General features: G+C 68.8%; 18 protein-coding genes. 14 read left to right on the forward strand and 4 right to left on the reverse strand.

What is annotated here, in order from left to right; translation table 11 throughout:
- Positions 1–286 precede the first annotated feature (286 nt).
- The 10 genes from RN51_RS03375 to RN51_RS03420 all read left to right on the forward strand — a co-directional run bounded on the left by RN51_RS03375 (position 287) and on the right by RN51_RS03420 (position 11,392).
- Entirely contained in the window at positions 287–541 is a 255-nt protein-coding gene (locus tag RN51_RS03375; protein ID WP_045262633.1) for a putative quinol monooxygenase, read from the forward strand.
- Positions 542–698: 157 nt separating this feature from the next.
- Positions 699–965, forward strand: coding sequence for a hypothetical protein (locus RN51_RS03380; protein WP_045262634.1), 267 nt, complete (start codon positions 699–701; stop codon positions 963–965).
- Between the two features lie 198 nt (positions 966–1,163).
- A complete protein-coding gene (locus RN51_RS03385; RefSeq protein WP_231579199.1) occupies positions 1,164–2,249 on the forward strand; it encodes an AAA family ATPase in 1,086 nt (361 codons plus the stop codon).
- Positions 2,250–2,276: 27 nt separating this feature from the next.
- Complete coding sequence (locus RN51_RS03390; protein ID WP_045262635.1) at positions 2,277–3,164, forward strand: DUF58 domain-containing protein; 888 nt, start codon at positions 2,277–2,279, stop codon at positions 3,162–3,164.
- On the forward strand, positions 3,151–3,642 hold the full coding sequence (locus RN51_RS03395) for a hypothetical protein (protein ID WP_045262636.1): 492 nt from the start codon (positions 3,151–3,153) through the stop codon (positions 3,640–3,642). The genes RN51_RS03390 and RN51_RS03395 overlap by 14 nt, the downstream gene beginning before the upstream one ends.
- The gene (locus RN51_RS03400; protein WP_231579200.1) at positions 3,633–4,619 is read left to right on the forward strand and encodes a VWA domain-containing protein; all 987 of its coding nucleotides are present in this window, start codon (positions 3,633–3,635) and stop codon (positions 4,617–4,619) included. Before RN51_RS03395 ends, RN51_RS03400 begins: the two co-directional genes overlap by 10 nt.
- Positions 4,616–5,665 (forward strand): VWA domain-containing protein, encoded by a 1,050-nt coding sequence (locus tag RN51_RS03405; RefSeq protein WP_045262637.1) that lies wholly within the window; start codon positions 4,616–4,618, stop codon positions 5,663–5,665. Before RN51_RS03400 ends, RN51_RS03405 begins: the two co-directional genes overlap by 4 nt.
- A gap of 190 nt (positions 5,666–5,855) precedes the next feature.
- A complete protein-coding gene (locus RN51_RS03410) occupies positions 5,856–9,344 on the forward strand; it encodes a PKD domain-containing protein (RefSeq protein ID WP_045262638.1) in 3,489 nt (1,162 codons plus the stop codon).
- Between the two features lie 156 nt (positions 9,345–9,500).
- Positions 9,501–10,292 carry a hypothetical protein gene (locus RN51_RS03415; protein WP_231579201.1) on the forward strand — a complete coding sequence of 264 codons (792 nt, stop codon included), beginning with the start codon at positions 9,501–9,503 and terminating at the stop codon, positions 10,290–10,292.
- Positions 10,289–11,392 (forward strand): DUF4064 domain-containing protein, encoded by a 1,104-nt coding sequence (locus RN51_RS03420; RefSeq protein WP_231579202.1) that lies wholly within the window; start codon positions 10,289–10,291, stop codon positions 11,390–11,392. Before RN51_RS03415 ends, RN51_RS03420 begins: the two co-directional genes overlap by 4 nt.
- Positions 11,393–11,407: 15 nt before the next feature.
- On the opposite strand, the gene RN51_RS03425 is transcribed toward RN51_RS03420, so the two are convergent.
- Positions 11,408–12,403, reverse strand: a complete 996-nt coding sequence (locus tag RN51_RS03425; RefSeq protein WP_231579203.1) for a helix-turn-helix domain-containing protein — start codon at positions 12,401–12,403, stop codon at positions 11,408–11,410.
- A 67-nt stretch (positions 12,404–12,470) separates the two neighbouring features.
- Positions 12,471–13,442 (reverse strand): alpha/beta hydrolase, encoded by a 972-nt coding sequence (locus RN51_RS03430; protein WP_045262694.1) that lies wholly within the window; start codon positions 13,440–13,442, stop codon positions 12,471–12,473.
- A gap of 203 nt (positions 13,443–13,645) precedes the next feature.
- On the opposite strand from RN51_RS03430, the gene RN51_RS03435 reads away from it, so the two are divergent.
- Positions 13,646–14,056 (forward strand): pyridoxamine 5'-phosphate oxidase family protein, encoded by a 411-nt coding sequence (locus tag RN51_RS03435; protein WP_045262641.1) that lies wholly within the window; start codon positions 13,646–13,648, stop codon positions 14,054–14,056.
- Positions 14,057–14,104: 48 nt separating this feature from the next.
- Here the strand turns inward: RN51_RS03435 and RN51_RS03440 are convergent, their stop codons facing one another.
- Both RN51_RS03440 and RN51_RS03445 read right to left on the reverse strand, forming a co-directional pair.
- Entirely contained in the window at positions 14,105–14,812 is a 708-nt protein-coding gene (locus tag RN51_RS03440; protein ID WP_045262642.1) for a ZIP family metal transporter, read from the reverse strand.
- Positions 14,813–15,009: 197 nt separating this feature from the next.
- Entirely contained in the window at positions 15,010–15,495 is a 486-nt protein-coding gene (locus tag RN51_RS03445; protein ID WP_156149076.1) for a hypothetical protein, read from the reverse strand.
- A gap of 80 nt (positions 15,496–15,575) precedes the next feature.
- Here RN51_RS03445 and RN51_RS03450 point away from each other — a divergent pair, with 80 nt between their 5' ends.
- The 3 genes from RN51_RS03450 to argG are packed head-to-tail and all read left to right on the forward strand — an operon-like array spanning position 15,576 to position 17,694.
- Complete coding sequence (locus tag RN51_RS03450) at positions 15,576–15,806, forward strand: AbrB/MazE/SpoVT family DNA-binding domain-containing protein (RefSeq protein WP_156149077.1); 231 nt, start codon at positions 15,576–15,578, stop codon at positions 15,804–15,806.
- Positions 15,790–16,206 (forward strand): PIN domain-containing protein, encoded by a 417-nt coding sequence (locus RN51_RS03455; protein WP_045262644.1) that lies wholly within the window; start codon positions 15,790–15,792, stop codon positions 16,204–16,206. Before RN51_RS03450 ends, RN51_RS03455 begins: the two co-directional genes overlap by 17 nt.
- Before the next feature lie 42 nt (positions 16,207–16,248).
- Positions 16,249–17,694: an argininosuccinate synthase gene (argG, locus tag RN51_RS03460; protein WP_021200085.1), complete on the forward strand. Its 1,446-nt coding sequence runs from the start codon at positions 16,249–16,251 to the stop codon at positions 17,692–17,694.
- The last annotated feature ends 37 nt before the right edge of the window (positions 17,695–17,731 follow it).

A 17,731-nucleotide genomic window follows, 5' to 3' on the forward strand; every position in this document is an offset into this window, starting at 1 on the left:
AGACCCGCCCCCGGGGTCCGAGCTCGGGAGAGATGTCCTGCCCACCGGGAACGCCGAAGACTCCGGAGTACTGTGCAGGCGCGAAGGGCGTTCCGTCAGCCACCGTGGAGCTTCGAACCGCGAAGGTCGGGACGTCGGGAAACGTGAGGGAGGGTCGTTCTTCTTCTGCGTGTGCTCTGTCCTGCGAGGACGGTACCGACGGGCACGTGGTTTCCCGCAAGGGGTGCAGGTCGCCTGCGGGTAACCACCCGACGCCCGACGGGATCAGAGACCGGGGAAGCGCTGGATGTTCGCCTCGACCCAGTCGCGCAGGCTCTGCAGGGGCTTCGCGACGTCGGAGCCGAGCGCGGGCAATCAGGACTATGTGCTGTTCGAGTCACGCAGCGAACCGGGCACGTTCTACATGCGCGAGGCCTTCGATGACCGGGCCGCGCTCGACACCCACTTCGCGACACCGCACTTCCAGGCATTCGCTGACGGCGTGGATGCGCTGCTCGCCGCGCCGCTGGAGCTGCTGTTCCTCGACCGCCGGTCCGAGTAGCCGTCTGCGCGACGCGACCGCCGTCGTGCCCCGAGCGGAGATCATCCGCTGGATGTACGACGCCGGCACTCAGGGCCGATGCCCCGCAGTACCGACCCGTCCTAGCGTGGAAGACATGTCAACGACCGTTTCCCCTTCAACCGTGTCTCCTTCAACCTTGTCCGACCCTGCGACCTCGACCGCGAAAGGGACCGTCAGTCTCGTTCTCGGGATCTGCTCGCTCTTCGCCGGCTGGACCTTCTTCGCGCCGGTCATCGGACTCATCGTCGGCATCCTCTCGCTGCGTCACGAGCCGCAGGCGCGCACCAGGGCCGGGTGGGGAGTCGCCCTCAACGCGATCGCCATGAGCGTCTGGGTCATCATCCTCGTCCTGGCCCTCGCGCTCGGAGGCATCGCAGCCGTCGCGACGATGTTCGGTCAGTAACGGCGTCCCCCGAACGCATGATCTTTCGACGGATGCAGGAGGTCTGCGCGACGCCTCTTCCTGCATCCGTACTCAGTTCATGCAGGTGAGCGGAGCGGTAGTCGTCAGACCGCACACAGCCGGCCGCTCCGTCGTTGCGATTACGCTGGTCCGCGGGGGACGGCCGCGTCGCGGGTCCCCGAACGAGGGAGCCTACCGATGACCGAGTCCTCCACGCCGGACCTGCGGACGATCTCCGCCCCACCGCCTCCGCCCGGTCCCGCGCACACGCCCGCACCTGCCGCCGCACCCACGAACGCCGCCCCCACCGATGCCGAGATCCACCGCGCGATCGAGGTGCTGCGAGTCATCTCCACCTCGTACTCCGCGAAGATGGTCGGCCAGGAGCGCCTGCGAACCAGCCTGCTCGTGGCTCTGATCGCCGGCGGGCACATCCTCCTGGAGAGCGTGCCGGGACTCGCCAAGACCACTGCGGCGAGCACCCTCGCCGACACCGTGAAGGCGCAGTTCAAGCGCATCCAGTGCACCCCCGACCTGCTGCCGAGCGACATCACGGGCAACCAGATCTACGATGCGGCGACCGGCTCGTTCCGCACCGTGCTCGGCCCCGTGCACGCGAACTTCGTGCTGCTCGACGAGATCAACCGCTCCAGCGCGAAGACCCAGAGCGCCATGCTCGAGGCCATGCAGGAGCACCAGACCACGATCGGCGGAGAGATCCACCACCTGCCCAAGCCGTTCCTCGTGATCGCGACGCAGAACCCGATCGAGCAGGAGGGCACGTACGAGCTGCCCGAGGCGCAGATGGACCGCTTCCTGCTCAAGGAGATCGTCGAGTACCCGAGCCCCACCGAGGAGCTCGAAGTGCTCAGCCGCATCGACTCCGGCGTGCTCGACCCCGACCGGCACGTGACCAGCGCCGTCAGCCTCGACGACGTGCACCTGCTGCAGGACGTGGCGAGCCGCATCTACGTCGACCCCGCGATCCGCAACTACATCGTGTCGATCGCCTACGTCACCCGCAATCCCGCTCCGTACATCGGCGAGGAGCGCGCCCGCTTCATCAAGTACGGCGCGAGTCCGCGCGCGAGCATCGCCTTCCTGCAGGCCTCGCGCGCGCTGGCCCTCCTCAAGGGACGAGCGCACGTGCTGCCCGAGGACATCCGCGAGCTGCGTCACCTGATCCTCCGGCACCGCGTGCTGCTGACCTTCGAGGCCGACGCCGAGGGCATCCGCAGCGAGGAGATCATCGACCAGATCTTCGCCTCGGTCCCCACGCCCTGACCCGGGCGACCTCGGACACACCGCCACATGGCCAGCCTGATCACGCAGGTGAAGAGCAAGCTCTTCATCCACTCGACGCGCAAGTCGCTGCACGCGCTCGACGGCGCCTACGCGTCGCTGCTGCGTGGGCGGAGCCTCGACTTCGAAGACCTGCGCAAGTACGAGTACGGCGATCAGGTGCGCGACATCGACTGGCGTGCGACCGCCCGACTGGGGACGCCGCTCGTGAAGCGCTCGCGCGCCACGCGCATGCACACCGTGTTGTTCGCGGTCGACACAGGGCGCTCGATGTCGGCCCTCGCGGCGGACGAGCAGTCGAAGAAGCAACTGGCGATCCTCGCCACGGGAGTGCTCGGCGTGCTGACCCTGCGTCACGGCGACGACTTCACCATGATCTACGGCGACTCCTCGAAGGTGCGCCGCCTCGCGCCCGGCCGCAGCGAGGGCGCACTCGAACATGCGCTGCGCACGATCGACAGGGCCGTGGACGAGAGCAGCGCCCCGAGCGACCGCGACGCCCTGCTCTCGTTCGTCACCCGCACGATCGCCCGCCGCATGATCGTGGTGGTGATCACCGACGAGGCTCCCCTCACGAGCGAGACCGAGCGGATGCTGCGTCGACTACGTGTGCAGCACGACGTGCTGTGGCTCACACTGCGTGACGCCGAGCCTGTGCTCGATCACGCCACAGGACGCATCCGCAGCGACGTCGACAGCCGGTGGCAGGTGCCGGGCTTCGTGCAGGGCGACCGGGAGATCGTGCAGGAGCTGACCGCCCAGCGAGAGGCCGATGCCGCTTACCTCGACGAGCTGCTCACCCGCATGGAGATCAGCCACTCCACGTTGGAGGGGCAGGATCACGCCATCGCCCAGCTGCTGACGTTGCTGAATCGGAGGTCGAATGCCCGGCTCTGACGACCTCTACCCGCCGGCCCAGTACGGCTGGGGGTGGATGCTGCTCGCGATCGGCATCCTCGCCCTGCTGGTGCTCGGCGCGTGGCTGTTGATCGTGCTCACGCGACCCCGTCGGGCCCTGGCGACCGTGGACCCGAACGCGGGGCAGGCTCCGCTGATCATCGACGTGCTGTCGCAGCTGCGCACCGAGTATCAGGCGCGCATCCAGCAGATCGAGACCGACTACCGGGAACGGCGCCTGTCGGCTCGGCAGGCGAACGTCGAGCTGAGCCGGGTCGTGCGCGCCTTCGTGAACGAGTACAGCGGCCTGGAGGCGCCGGTGCTCGCGCTCGACGACCTGGTGGCACGCGGCGTCCACCCCGCACTCATCGACGCGCTCGGCAGGCACTACTATCCGAGCATCTTCCGGCCCGGCCCGGTGATCGACCCCATCGCCGGCGCCGAGGCGGCCAGGACGGTGGTGCGCACGTGGCACTAGCGAACATCTGGATGCTGGTCGCCGCGGTCGCCGTCGTGGTGGTCGCACTCGCGGTCGGGCTCATCCTCGGCCTCCGACGCGAGGGACGCGCCGGAGGTGGCGGTGCCGCCCGCGTCGCCCGAGCGGAACGCCTGCGGACACTGCCGTCCTTCCGCCGCGCCCTGACGCGCAGGGCGCTCGCGCTCTCCGGCATCCTCGCGCTCGGCGCAGCCGCCGCGATCGTGTCGGGAGTGGTGGCCGCGCGGCCGATGTCGGCGCAAACCGTGCAGCCCGTCAACACCAGCCGCGACATCATGCTGTGCCTCGATGTCTCCGGCTCCATGACCGAGGTCGACGTCGAGGTGCTGAACGTCTTCGACGAGCTGTTGGACAGCTTCGAGGGAGAGCGCATCGGCCTGACGATCTTCAACAGCTCGCCCGTGCAGATCTTCCCCCTGACCGACGACTACGACTTCATCCGCGAGCACCTGGCCAGCATGACCGAGAGCTTCGACTTCGTCGACCGCGTTCCGGAGCACTGGATCGGCACGCTCAACGGCAACGGCGCCTCCCTGATCGGTGACGGCCTGGCCGCCTGCGCGATGGGCTTCGACCACCCCGACGACGAGCGTTCGCGCTCGGTGATCTTCGCCACCGACAACGAGGTCAACGGCGCCTCGATCGTGACGCTGGAGGAAGCCGCCGCCTACGCCGCCTCGAAGGACGTGCGGGTCTTCGCGCTGAACCCCGTCCAGGGCAAGGACGCAGACGTGAGCGCCGAGCTCAGTGCGGCAGCAGAGGCGACGGGGGGCGCGGCGTTCGGACTGCGCGACACGACCACCGTCTCCGACATCGTGGACCAGGTGCAGGAGCAGGACGCGACCGAGCTTCGCGGAGAGGCCCAGGTGGTCTGGACCGACACCCCGAACCTGTGGATCGTGGTGCTCTGCCTCAGCGTGCTCGGGTTCGTCGTGGTGCTGTGGAGGGTACGACTGTGATCTTCCAACCCGTGCTCAACCCGCTGCTGATCGCTCTGCTGTGCGCACCGGTCCTCGCCGTGGCCGTCTGGGTGCTCGTCCGTCCGCCGAAGTCTGGAAGCGTGCCGATCACGGACGGGCGCGCACTCGCCGGACATCGTGCGCTGTGGGCCATGCGTCTGCTGCTGGTGCTCGCCTGCGTCGCGCTCCTGCTGCGTCCCGGCATTCCCGGCGGAGCCACGCAGACCCTCGCGACCGACACCGACATCGTGTTGGTGGTCGACACCACGGCGAGCATCGTGGCCGAGGACTGGGGCGACGGGGAACCGCGGCTCGACGGCATCCGCGAAGACGTGCGCGCGCTCGTGGAGGAGTACCCGGGAGCACGCTTCGCACTCATCACCTCGGATGCCTCCGCACAGCTGCGGGTTCCACTGACCACGGATACCACCGCGCTCCTGGGTTCGCTGCAGGTGCTGCGCCCCGAGGTCACCAGCCAGTCACGCGGAAGCTCGATCGGCATCGCCGCTCCGCTGCTTTCCGAGACGCTCGCGTCGGCGGCCGAGTCCTCCCCTGACCGCTCGCGCATGGTCTTCTATCTCGGCGACGGGGAGCAGACGGTCGATACCGCACCCGAGTCGTTCGGCTCCAGCGCGAAGTACACGGACTCGGGGGCGGTGTTCGGGTACGGCACGGCCGAGGGCGGGCCGATGCGCATCACCACGGGGGGAGTCTCGGACCAGGCGGGCGACTACATCCAGTACCAGGGTGCGGACGCGCGGTCGGTGATCGATGAGTCGAATCTCCAGGCCATCGCCGACGACCTCGGCGTGGAGTACTCGCACCGCACGGCTGACGCTGCGCCGCCGCTTCCCGCTGCCCCGTCGACCACCACCGACTATGCCGATTCGGGCGAGGTCGGCAACCTGGTGGAGCTGTACTGGATCGCGGCTCTCGTCATCCTCGCCATCCTCGGCATCGAGCTCACCCGGGCCACGATGCTGATCGCGCGGCTCCGACGACTCCGCGCCCCGAGGCACGTCTCGAGCTCCCGAAGCGGCGACTGACCGGCGACAATACGGGATTTCGGATGGTATTGTGTTACCTGTCGTGGACTGTCCTGGTCCCGACGGGGGTTCGCAGAGGTCGTGACGACCGCGGAAACACATGGGCTTGGGGAAGCTCCCGCGGTTCGGATCGCCCTGCGATGTCATGCTGGCGCGCGCGTCGGCACCGGATTCACTGGGGAAGCAAAACATGGGGAACAAGCGTGTTCTGAAGCGCGCCCGGAAGACCGTCATCGCGACGGTCGTCGGAGCATTGATCGTGAGCGGGCTCGGATCGTTCGGCGGTGGAGCCGCGGTCGCCGCGGACGCACCACCGACACTGCCACCGCTGCTGCAACGTGACGGCGACGTCGTCACGTCTGATCCGATCCCGACCGTGCAGATCGACAACGGGTACGTCTGGGCACAGACGACCGTCGGCTCGACGGTTTACGCGGTCGGAAAGTTCGACAACGCCCGCGAGCCGAAGGCCGCCCCGGGGACAGCGCTGACGGCACGCTCGAACGTGCTCGCGTATGACATCGTCACGGGTGCACTCCTGCCGTTCGCCCCGAAGGTCAACGGGGTGATCAAGGCCGTCGCCGCGTCGCCGGACGGCTCCCGCATCTACATCGGCGGCTCGTTCAACAAGGTCAACGGCAAGGACCGCTGGAACATCGCCGCGATCGACGCGAAGACAGGCGAGCTCGTCCCGGGCTTCGTGCCCTCCATCGGCGGATCCGGCGTCTACGCGCTGGCGACGTCGGGGACGACCGTCTACGCCGGCGGCCTGTTCACCCAGGCCAACGGCACTCCACGGAAGAACCTGGCCGCCTTCGACACCACGAACGGCGCCCTCCGGCCCTGGGCTCCGCAGACCGACCTCCAGGTCGATGCGATGGTCATGGACCCTGCCGGTGCGGACACGATCGTGGGCGGACGCTTCTCCCAGGTCAACGGCAACACCGAGATGCGGGGCAGCGCCTCCGTCGACAAGACCACCGGAGCACTGAACACCGAGTGGGAGCTGGCGAAGACGGTGAAGAACGGCGCGGGGTCGGGCATCTACGCCGGCAAGGCCGGGACCTTCGGTCTCGCCGCGGATGCCACCGGGGTGTACGGCACCGGGTGGGGCTTCGCCGACGCCGCGACCGGCAGCCTCGAGGGCACCTTCGCCGCCGAGGCCGGTACCGGCAAGGTGCGCTGGATCGCGGACTGCATCGGCGACCACTACGGCGTGTATTCCACAGGCAAGGTCGTCTACACGACCAGCCACACCCACACCTGCGAGACCCTGGGTCTCCACCCCGAGCAGGCTCCGCGCGTGCACCGGTACTCCGAGGCGTACTCCGCCGACGCCCGCGGCACGCTGGCCCCCCAGCCCGCCGCGCCCGGCCGCAAGGACTGGGGCGGTACGGCGGCACCGTCGCCGTACGCCTGGTCTCCGGACTGGGCTGTCGGTGTGACCACCGGCCTGGGTCAGGCCGGTCTCTCCATCACCGGCACGGGGAACATGATCTCCATCGGCGGCGAGTTCCGCTCGGTCAACAACGGCCAGTTCGAGGGCCTCGTACGGTTCTCGACGACTCCTCCCGGTGGCGCGAAGGACGGCCCCCGCCTCTCCGGGGACAAGTGGGCGCCGACGGCGACCTCGCTCCCCTCGGGTGCCGTGAAGGTCTCGATCCCGGCCAACTGGGATCGAGACGACCTCACGCTCACCTACGAACTGCGCCGCGCCGGCTCGACCACTCCGCTGTTCACCACCAAGGCGGACTCCACCTGGTGGAACCTGCCCGCCGTCACGTTCGAGGACACGACGGCTCCGGCCGGCTCGCAGCAGAAGTACACCTTCACGGCCACCGACAGCAACGGCAACACGGTCACGAGCAAGACCGCGACCGCCACCGTGGGCGCGGCGACACCGGCGTACTCCCGTGCCGTGCTCGCCGACGCCCCTCAGCTCTACTACCCGCTGGGGACAGTGGCCCAGGACCTCGCCGGCACGAACAACCCGATCTTCCGCTCGGGAACGAAGCCGCTGTCGTCGGACGGGGGCGCGACGGTGCTCGACGGCACCGACACCGGTCGTGTCGACACCACCACGAAGATGCCCGCGCCGACCACGTACTCGGCCGAGATGTGGTTCCAGACATCGACGACGACCGGCGGCCTGCTGTTCGACTTCGAGAGCTCGGCCGCAGGCTTCTCGCGGAATCATGATCGGAACGTCTACCTGTCGAACGACGGGCGCCTGAACTTCGGGGTGTACGACGGCGGCACGAAGGTCATCACGACAAAGGCCGCGTACAACGACGACAAGTGGCACCACGTCGTCGCGTCCGTGAGCCCCGAGGGGATGAAGCTCTTCGTCGACGGGCAGCTCAACGACCAGATCGCCGGTGTGACCAACGGCCAGGACTACCAGGGCTTCTGGAAGATCGGCAGCGGGAAGCTCGCCAACTGGCCCAACGCACCGAAGTCGGTGTCCCTGACCGGCAACATCGACGAGTTCGCCGTGTACCCCTACGGTCTGAGCGCCGCGCAGGTCAAGACGCACTACAGCGTGGGCAACGGCTCCACCGCCCCCGTCGCCGCCTTCACCGCCACCGCGAAGGGCGTCGATGCGGCCTTCGACGCGAGCACGTCCGTGCCGCCCGGCTCCACCACGATCTCGGACTACCGCTGGGACTTCGGCGACGGCTCGACGGGCACCGGCAAGACTCCGACGCACACGTACACGAAGCCCGGCACCTACCAGGTCAAGCTCACGATCACCGACAGCCAGGGGCTCGTGGGGTCCGTCACGAAGCCGGTCCTCGTACAGGGAGCCAACGCTGCCCCTACGGCCTCGTTCACGCTCGCGACGACCGGTCGGTCGGTGTCGGTCGACGCCTCGGCATCTGCGGACTCCGACGGCACCATCAGCGGCTACCGCTGGGACTGGGGTGACGGTACGACCGGTGACGGTGCGGTCGCGAACCACACCTACGCGTCGGCGGGAACGCGCACGGTGACGCTCACCGTGACCGATGACCTGGGCGGCGTGGCGACCACGACGAAGGAATCCACCGTGAACGAGCCCGCCGCTGTCGCGAGTGATGAGTTCGAGCAGCCGTCCGGTCGAGGTTGGGGGAACGCGCTCGTGGGCGGCGCCTGGAAGATCACCGGCGGGTCGACCCTCACGACGAGTGTCGCCGGCGGAGCGGGCGCGCTCAACCTGGCCGCGGGCGACACCCGCCACGCGACGCTCAACGAGCCCTCGATCGCAGACCCGATCCTTCAGACGACGTTCCGCGTCGACCAGGCTGCGGCGACCGGAGGGGCCTACATCGGCGTCATCGCACGCGATTCCGCCGCCGGCCGCTACCTCGTGCGCGCCTGGCTCCGCCCCGACGGCAGCGTCTGGCTCGTCGCGCACCGCGACGGAACCGTGCTCGCCACCAAGGCCGTCTCCGGAGTCACCTTCGAAGCGAACGGTTCGTACACGCTCAAGGTGTCCGTGACGGGCACTGCACAGGCCACGATCGGCGCGAAGATCTGGACGACCGGAGCCACGGAGCCTGCCGACTGGCAGTTGAAGGCGTCGGACAATGCAGCGCTCCCCGCAGGCGGAGTGGGCCTGAGCGGCAACCGCTCCGGCAGCTCGACGACAGCACTCGGCGTGGCCTTCGACACGTTCCGCGTCACCACGGCCGAGTAGCGCAGGAGCCGCACGACGACGCAGCCGACCCGGTTCTTCCCCAGGTCGGCTGCGTCGCGTCCGGAGGTTCCGCGGATAGGATGTTCAGCGCTTCGTCCTGCCGCTTCGAGGACCACGATCCTCGTGCGCAGTAAACGACCGGTGAGGGGGTTGAGCGTGGCAGATCGGTCGGCACGCTCGGTGCCCGAGGCCGGCTCCTCGGCCGCCGTCGACACCGCCACCGAAGGCGCCGCCGCGCTCCTGCGATCGAATCGGCTCCGACGCCGCATACGTCTCTGGGTGGCGATCGGGACCCTCCCTCTCACGCTCGCGGCGCTTCTCTTCGTGGGCAAGCTGCTGAGCATGTACGCCTTCGCCCATCAAGCCATCACCGCGTACGTGGTCGACGACTTCGCCGGGGCCGAGGCATCCGCGCGCGGGCAGGCGTTCCTCAACTGGTTCGAGCCATACAAGGCACCCTTCAACATCGGCACGGCTCTCGGCGGGGCCGAGCAGCTGCCCGAAGCCCGCGTCCAGCTCGAAGAGGCGCTCGACCTCGCGGCCGGCCTCGAAGTGTGCGCGGTGCGGATCAACCTCGCCCTGATCATCGAGCGCATGGGCGATGCCGCCCGTGCGGACGGCGACGGCGCGGGCGCAGCGGCGCTCTACGGCGAGGCGCTCGGAATCACCGTCGACACCCCGGAGGAATGCCGCAGCGAGGAGGCGCAGCAACAGTCTCCCGACCCGCAGCGCGACATGTCCGATGCCCTCGACGGCACGGCGGACCGGCTGAAGCAGAAGCAGCAGGAGGAGCAGCAGCCCTCACCCCAGCCACAGCCCGGCGAGAAGGAGCAGCCTTCCGAGGACAAGCTCAAGGGCCTCCAGGACAAGCTCGAGCAGGGCACGCAGGAGCGCGATCAGCAGCAGGGTGACGATCCCGGCGGTTCGGGAACGGAGAAACCCTGGTGAGCGATCACGAGCGACAGCGCGCGCGCTACATCGCGGGCACCGAGGGGGCTCCGCCCGTTCCCCCGCCCGGAGGCTATCGCGGCGCTCGTCGAGAGGCGTGGGGCTCCGCGCCCAGCCCGACCGCCCTGGTGTCGGTGCCGATCGACGAGCCGAAGGAGCCCGCGAACGCCCTCGGCTGGATCGCCCTCACCACATCCATCCTCTTCGCCCTGATCCTGTTCGGCACCTTCGTCGCCGGCGGCACCGACCTCCTCTACGGCGTCACGATGCTCACACTGCAACTCGTGGTCGTCGGCGTGACCGTCGCGGCTCTCTTCTCCACGCGCGGACGGAGGCTCGGGGCAATCGCCCTGGTCATCTCGATCCTGTTCAACGTCGCGACCGTGGGCGGCATGAGCGCCCTGCAGACCTCGGCCTCGGGCAACTACGAGGGCACGAAGACGGCGGCCCAGAAGCACGCGGAAGCCTATCCAGGGATCAAGGGCACCGATCCGCAGCAGGCGCTGTCTCAGCAGTCGCTCGACGAGGTGCGGGCAGAGACGGAGACCCTGTTCGCCGACATCCGCGCACGACTCACCGACGAGTTCGGCTTCACCTGGACGCGGGTGGGTGACGAAGACCTGCGCCCGGAGCGCAACGGCTACGGCGGGGAGTCGATGCTGGTCGAGTTCACCTCCACCGCCTGGGCGACCAACGAGCCCGTCCAGGGCTACGACCGAAAGCGCGCCGTGATGGCCGTGATCAGCGAGGTCGTCGTCGACCACGGCCTGTGGGACCTGTACTCGTTCAACGACCCCGCGGTGTCGGGCATCGACCCCGCGATGATCGCGAAGCTGTACGGCAGTGACGACCCGCGCACGCAGACGACGTGGGAGTACTACACCGAGAACTTCCCCGACCCGCTCCGCTTCTACGCCACGATCAACGACCTCTCGAACGATACGGACGGCGGCTTCCTCGCCGGGCGCGAGGCGCAGAACGCGCGCACCGGCGAACCTCTGGAAGGTCTGCAGCTGACGGCGATCGCCAGCGGAGTGCTCAGCGAGGCCGATCGCGCCGAGTTCCAGGAGAGGCTGAAGGACTACCCCGGCTTCGAGTGACCCCTCGGACGCCGTTCAGGATCCGAGCGTCGCGAGCATCCGCGCCACCACGTACCTGGCGTGGCCGCGGGGCGTGCGCGGGTCATAACCGAGCGCGTCCACGAGCGCGCTCAGGCGTTCCTGCACGCTGGAGTGGTGCCGCCCGAGCCGCGCGGCTGCGGCGCGCACGCTCCGTTCCTCGCTGACGGCGTCGAGAAGCTCCCGACTGCGCTCATCGAGTGCGACGAGTGCCGCCGCATCAGGGTGGAGGTGCCCCTGTCCCGCAGCCTCGGCGACGAGCAGCAGACCACCGAGGTCGGCGGCATCGACCACCGGCTCCTCCGGACTCGTCAGTCGCACGGCCACGAGCGCCGACGTCCACGACGCGGGAAGACCCTCCGCCGGGCCGACGATGCCGAGTCCCAAACGCAGGTCTGCACGGTGCGGCCAGGCATCGACGGGTTGCATCTCGGCGTCGAGGATGGTCGCTCGCGTCAGGCCGTGCCGGGTGGCGACGACAGCCGAGGGATGCACCGGCAGCGGAGCGGGGTCGGGGGGAGAGGCGACGAGCCGCAGGGAGTCCGCAGCGATGCGGAGTCGAGGCAGTGCCGCGGCTCTCTCCTCCGCACCGGCATAGGAGCTGATGGCGAGTTCGACCGCGCTCTCCGGGCCGACCGATCGGCGCGCCCTGATGATCCCGAGGGCGAGACTGAGCCGTTCCAGGATCATCGCGTCGTTCGTGTGCGCATCGCCTTCGCGCTCGATCCAGGCGACCGCACCCGGTCCGCTCTCGCGTACGGGCCAGGAGTGAGACGGCTCGACGGGATCGATGCGCACCCCGTCGGCCCGCACGCGCATGATCTGTCTGCCGTCACGCTGTCCGACGGTTGCGCCGCTCAGCACCGCCGCACCTCGCAGCATGCTCTCGACGCCCACGGAACGGGCGACAAGGGCGTCGAAGTAGGTCACGACCTTGAGCGTCTCGCTCGCGTCCGGGTCGAGGGCGGTGAGACGCCCCAGCAGATCTTGCATGTCGGGCTCCATCGCACGGGGATTCCACCCTATGGGGTGGGAGTTCCCTCTTCCGGTCGACGCGGGCTCAGGAGAGCAGCCGGTTCACCCAGTCGTCGCGGGCGGCGAGCATGGCCTGCGCGACGGCCGTGTGCGGAGCGAACATGTCGAAGCCGTGGAACCCCCCTGCCCAGACGTGCAGTTCCGCCTGCACCCCGGCCTCCCAGAGCTTCGTGGCGTAGGCGACGTCCTCGTCGCGGAACACCTCCGCGCTGCCGCAGTCGATGAAGGCGGGCGGCAACCCGCTCAGGTCGGTCGCGCGCGCCGGGGCGGCGTACACGGAGACGTCGTCCGTCCCGACGCGGTCGCCCAGGAGCGCGGTCCACCCCGTCACGTTCGAGCCGCGGTCCCAGACGCCGATCCCGTCGATCTGGTGCGTCGACACGGACTCGTCTCGGTCGTCGAGCATCGGGTAGATGAGCAGCTGCCCGACCAGTTCAGGGCCACGTCGATCACGGGCGAGAAGCGCCGTGCCTGCTGCCAGCCCACCCCCGGCACTGCCTCCGCCGATCAACAGCCGGGAGAGGTCGATGCCGAGCTCCTCGGCGTGCTCCGCGGTCCACAGCAGGGCCGCGTAGCAGTCCTCCACCGGGTACGGATCCGGGAACTCGGGGGCGAGCCGATACTCGACGGTGACGATCACTCCGTTGAAGCGCTCCGCCCAGTCGAGGAAGCCGGCCACGCCGAGCCAGCGATTGCCGATGATCATGCCGCCGCCGTGCGTGTGGAAGAAGCCGGGGCCGGTCCCGGTCCTGCCCTCCTTCTCGATCACGGAGACGACGATCTCGTCGCCACCATGACCCGCGATCGAGACGTCCCGTCGGGTGAAGCCGCGGTCGGCGAGCACCGCGAAGATCTCGTCCTCCCCGCTCACCGGCGACCGGCGCAGCAGCGGGATCATCTCCGCCGTCAGGGTCGGCGGCAACTGGTCGGCTACGAGGGCGAGAGCGGCCTCGAGCTCCGGGTCGAACGGCGGTCGCGCCAGGGTGGTGTCAGTCATCAGAACTCCTTTGTCCTCGGCCGCCATCGCAGCGGCTTCCCGTCAGCCTCGTGCACACCGCACCCGAGGGTAACCCGCCAGCCGGGGCCGATCCTGCGCCGTGTGTCCGCCGAGTGGCGGGTTCTCCCGCGCCGAGGGTGAGGACTCCCTTGAAGGGCGTCGACGCCCTGGCTACCCTGGCGCCACAGGGAAGGAGTGCACGCATGATTCGAGTACTCGACGAACAGCAGGCATACGAGCTGCTGACCACGACCACGATCGGGAGGATCGGTTTCGTCCACGAGGGGCGGGTGCAGATCTACCCGGTGAACTTCGCACTGTCCGGACGCGATCTGCTGTTGCGCACGTCGCCCGAGGGCGTCCTCGCCGACCTCACACGGGAACCGGCGGTGCAGGCCTCCTTCGAGGTGGACTACCACGACCCGCTCGGCAGCACGGCGTGGAGCGTGCTGGTGCACGGCGCGTTGTCTCGGGTGGCGGACGACGAGGCCGCCGGCATCGCCGCGCGCGTCAATCCGTGGGCGGGAGAGGGGCGCGATCTCCCGCTCGCCCTCCGAGTCGAGAGCATCGCCGGACGCAGCGTGCGCCGTGACTCCGCGCGGGGGAAGATCTGAACCGACCGCTGTGGGGCCCTCTGCTGAGGCCCTCCTGCTGAGGCGTGATCAGGAAGCGAGCGCCAGTCCCGCGGCGAGCGCGAAGCCCAGCACGGTCGCGAGCCCCGTGGACTCCTTGGCCTTGGACTGCGCCTCGGGAACCATCGAGTCGACCAGCATCACCAGCAGCGCACCGGCTGCGAACCCACTCGCCGCCGAGCGGAAGTCATCGCCCGTGATGCTCGCGAGCCCGAAGCCCGCGACCGTCGCGAGAGCGCAGATCACGGCCACGCCCGCCCACAACAGCAGCACGCGCGACTTCGCCATGCCGCCTTCGAGCAGGTCGGCAGCCGAACCGATCGACTCGGGCAGGTTCGAGACCAGGATGGCGACCACGAGCGCGATGCTGACGGGCTCGCCGGAAGCGAGTCCGATGCCGAGCACCAGCTGCTCTGGGATGCCGTCGAGCAGGGCGCCCACCGCGAGTTGCCCTCCGCCTGCTTGCTCCTTGGTCCTCGCCGCTCTGGCATCGAGGATGCGGTCGGCGATGTAGTAGCTGATCGCTCCCGCCGCGACGCCCACCACGAGCGGGATGGGTCCGGCGAGGTCGAGCCCTTCCTCCCACAGCTCGAATGCGATCGATGCCATGAGCGCGCCGGCACCGAAGCCCAGCACGATGCCGAGCCACTTCGGGGGCCACTTCCGCAGCAGAGCGAGCACTGCACCGACGAACAGCGGCGCCGCAGCCACCGCACCCCACAGGATCGCTCCGCCCATGTCCGACCTCCGTGCGCCTACTCTCCCACTTCATCGCCTCAGCGGACCCGGTGCCGTGCGAAAACAGAGACGTGTCGCGCGTGCCGCGGCGTGCCGCACCATGACACACCGTGTCGCGGGCGATGCTCCTCCGTTTTCGCACGGCGCCCGCGGAGGACTTCTCTCCCCTGCGCGACAGCGCACCACGAGGATGTCTCTCAGCCGGAGTAGACGTCCGGGGTGACGAATGTCGCTGTGTAGTCCTGGGTGCAGGGGGTCAGGACATACACCTTGCCCCACCCCCAGCCCATGAGCAACGGATCGTCCTGACGGAGCCGGGTCTGCCGTTCGCCCACCTCGATCACGACCCATCCCGCGTCATCCGTTCTCCAGGTCGCGCTCCCCGCCACAGGGCTCACGTCGCCGTCGAGACACGCGCGCCCATCGTCGAGCTTCCGCTCCTCGGAGCCGAGCATGAGCGCTGACACCTCGGCTGTCCCGTCCTCCTCGAGAGTGAATCCGGCGTTGTGCGAAGGGGCATCGAAACCGTGATACGACGCGGGGAACACGAGGTTCGCATCCATATCCTGTCGCGCGAGCGTCGACCCGCGAAACGTCTGAAGCACCACGAAGAAGACCACTGCGAGGAGTATGCCGCCCCCTACCGCGAGCAACCACCAGGGGCGCGTCAGTGCTTTCCGCATGGCAGCACGCTAGCGGAGTCCTGGGGCCTGGCGTCGGAATCGACAAGGCACGGCAACCATTGCGATGGTATCCTGATGGCATGAAGGCGACCATCGACAAGGCAGGAAGGATCGTCATCCCCGCAGCGCTCCGCGAGCGGGTCGGACTGATCCCCGGTCCGGTCGACCTCGTCCTCGACGGCAACGGCATCCGGATCGAGATCGAAGCCCCCGACAATCTCGTCGAGAAGGACGGACGACTCGTCATCACGGGCGGACCGACGCTCACCGTCGACGACATCCGGGAGCTCCGACTTGCCGACCAGCGCTGAACTCCTTTTCGACACCAGCGCCGCGATAGCGCTGGTCCACGACAGGAATCCAGCACACGAACGGGTACTCGAACTCGCACACGGCCGCGTGATCGGGCTCGCCGGGCACGCAGCATTCGAAACCTATTCGGTGCTCACACGCTTGCCCGGCGAGGCACGGGTCAGCCCCGGTCGTGCACACGAGATCATCGAGCGATCGTTCCCGGTGCTCGCATCCCTCTCCGCGGCCTCCGCGCAGGCTGCCATCACGACATTCGCCGACGCGGGCATCGCCGGGGGATCCGTCTACGACGGGCTCGTCGGCCTCGCTGCACACGACGCGGGGATCCCTCTCGTCACGTGCGACCGTCGGGCGATGGGCACGTACGCGGCACTCGGCGTCATGGTGAACCTCATCTGAGGCGACACGGGGCGACACGCCGCCGCGGATAGACTGGGAGCCATGTCCAAGGTCCTCCAGTCCCTGCCCGTCGGCGAGCGCGTCGGCATCGCCTTCTCCGGAGGACTCGACACCTCCGTCGCCGTCGCGTGGATGCGCGAGAAGGGCGCCGTGCCCTTCACCTACACCGGCGACCTCGGTCAGTACGACGAAGACGACATCGCCTCGATCCCCGGCCGCGCGCTGGAGTACGGCGCCGAGGCGTCGCGCCTGATCGACTGCAAGACGGCCCTGGTCGAAGAGGGTTTCGTCGCCCTCTCCTGCGGCGCGTTCCACATCCGCTCCGGCGGCAAGACGTACTTCAACACGACGCCTCTCGGCCGCGCGGTCACCGGAACCATGCTGGTGCGCGCCATGAAGGAGGACGGCGTCGACATCTGGGGCGACGGCTCGACCTACAAGGGCAACGACATCGAGCGGTTCTACCGCTACGGGCTGCTCGCCAACCCGCGTCTGCGCATCTACAAGCCGTGGCTCGACGCCGATTTCGTCACCGAGCTCGGTGGCCGCAAGGAGATGAGCGACTGGCTCGTCGCCCGCGACTTCCCGTACCGCGACTCCGCCGAGAAGGCGTACTCGACCGATGCGAACATCTGGGGCGCGACGCACGAGGCGAAGACACTCGAGCACCTCGATGTCTCGCTCGAGACCGTCGACCCGATCATGGGCGTGAAATTCTGGGACCCCTCGGTCGCGATCGAGACCGAAGACGTCACCGTCACGTTCGAGGCGGGACGCCCGGTCGCGATCAACGGCGTGGAGTACTCCGACCCGGTCGCCCTGGTCATGGAGGCGAACACGATCGGCGGACGCCACGGCCTCGGCATGAGCGACCAGATCGAGAACCGCATCATCGAGGCGAAGTCGCGCGGCATCTACGAGGCTCCGGCCATGTCGCTGCTGTTCATCGCCTACGAGCGCCTGGTCAACGGCATCCTCAACGAAGACACCCTCGCCACCTACCACGAGCAGGGTCGACGCCTCGGTCGCCTCATGTACGAAGGACGCTGGCTCGAGCCGCAGTCGCTCATGCTGCGCGAGTCGATCCAGCGCTGGGTCGGCCTCACGATCTCCGGAACCGTCACGATCCGCCTGCGCCGTGGTGACGACTGGACCATCCTCGACACCGTCTCGCCGAACCTCTCCTATGGTCCGGAGAAGCTGTCGATGGAGCGTGTCGGGGATGCCGCGTTCGGCCCGGTCGACCGCATCGGCCAGCTGACCATGCGCAACCTCGACATCGCCGACTCGCGCGCGCGCCTCGAGCAGTACGCGGGCCTGGGCCTCGTCGGAGGAGCGACCGGTGAACTGGTCGGCCGCGTGACCGCCGGGGAATCCAGCGAGATCACCGAGTCCGTCCACGGCTCGATCTCAGAGGCTGACGAGACCCTCGCCGACGCCGTCGACTCGGCCTCCGAGGGTGCAGCCTTCGACTCCGGCACCGACTGACGCGACGACGGATCCACCGATGCGCCGGCGCCCTTCG

Origin of the sequence: Microbacterium oxydans, from assembly GCF_000956405.1 — a bacterium.
Lineage (GTDB): Bacteria > Actinomycetota > Actinomycetes > Actinomycetales > Microbacteriaceae > Microbacterium > Microbacterium oxydans_C.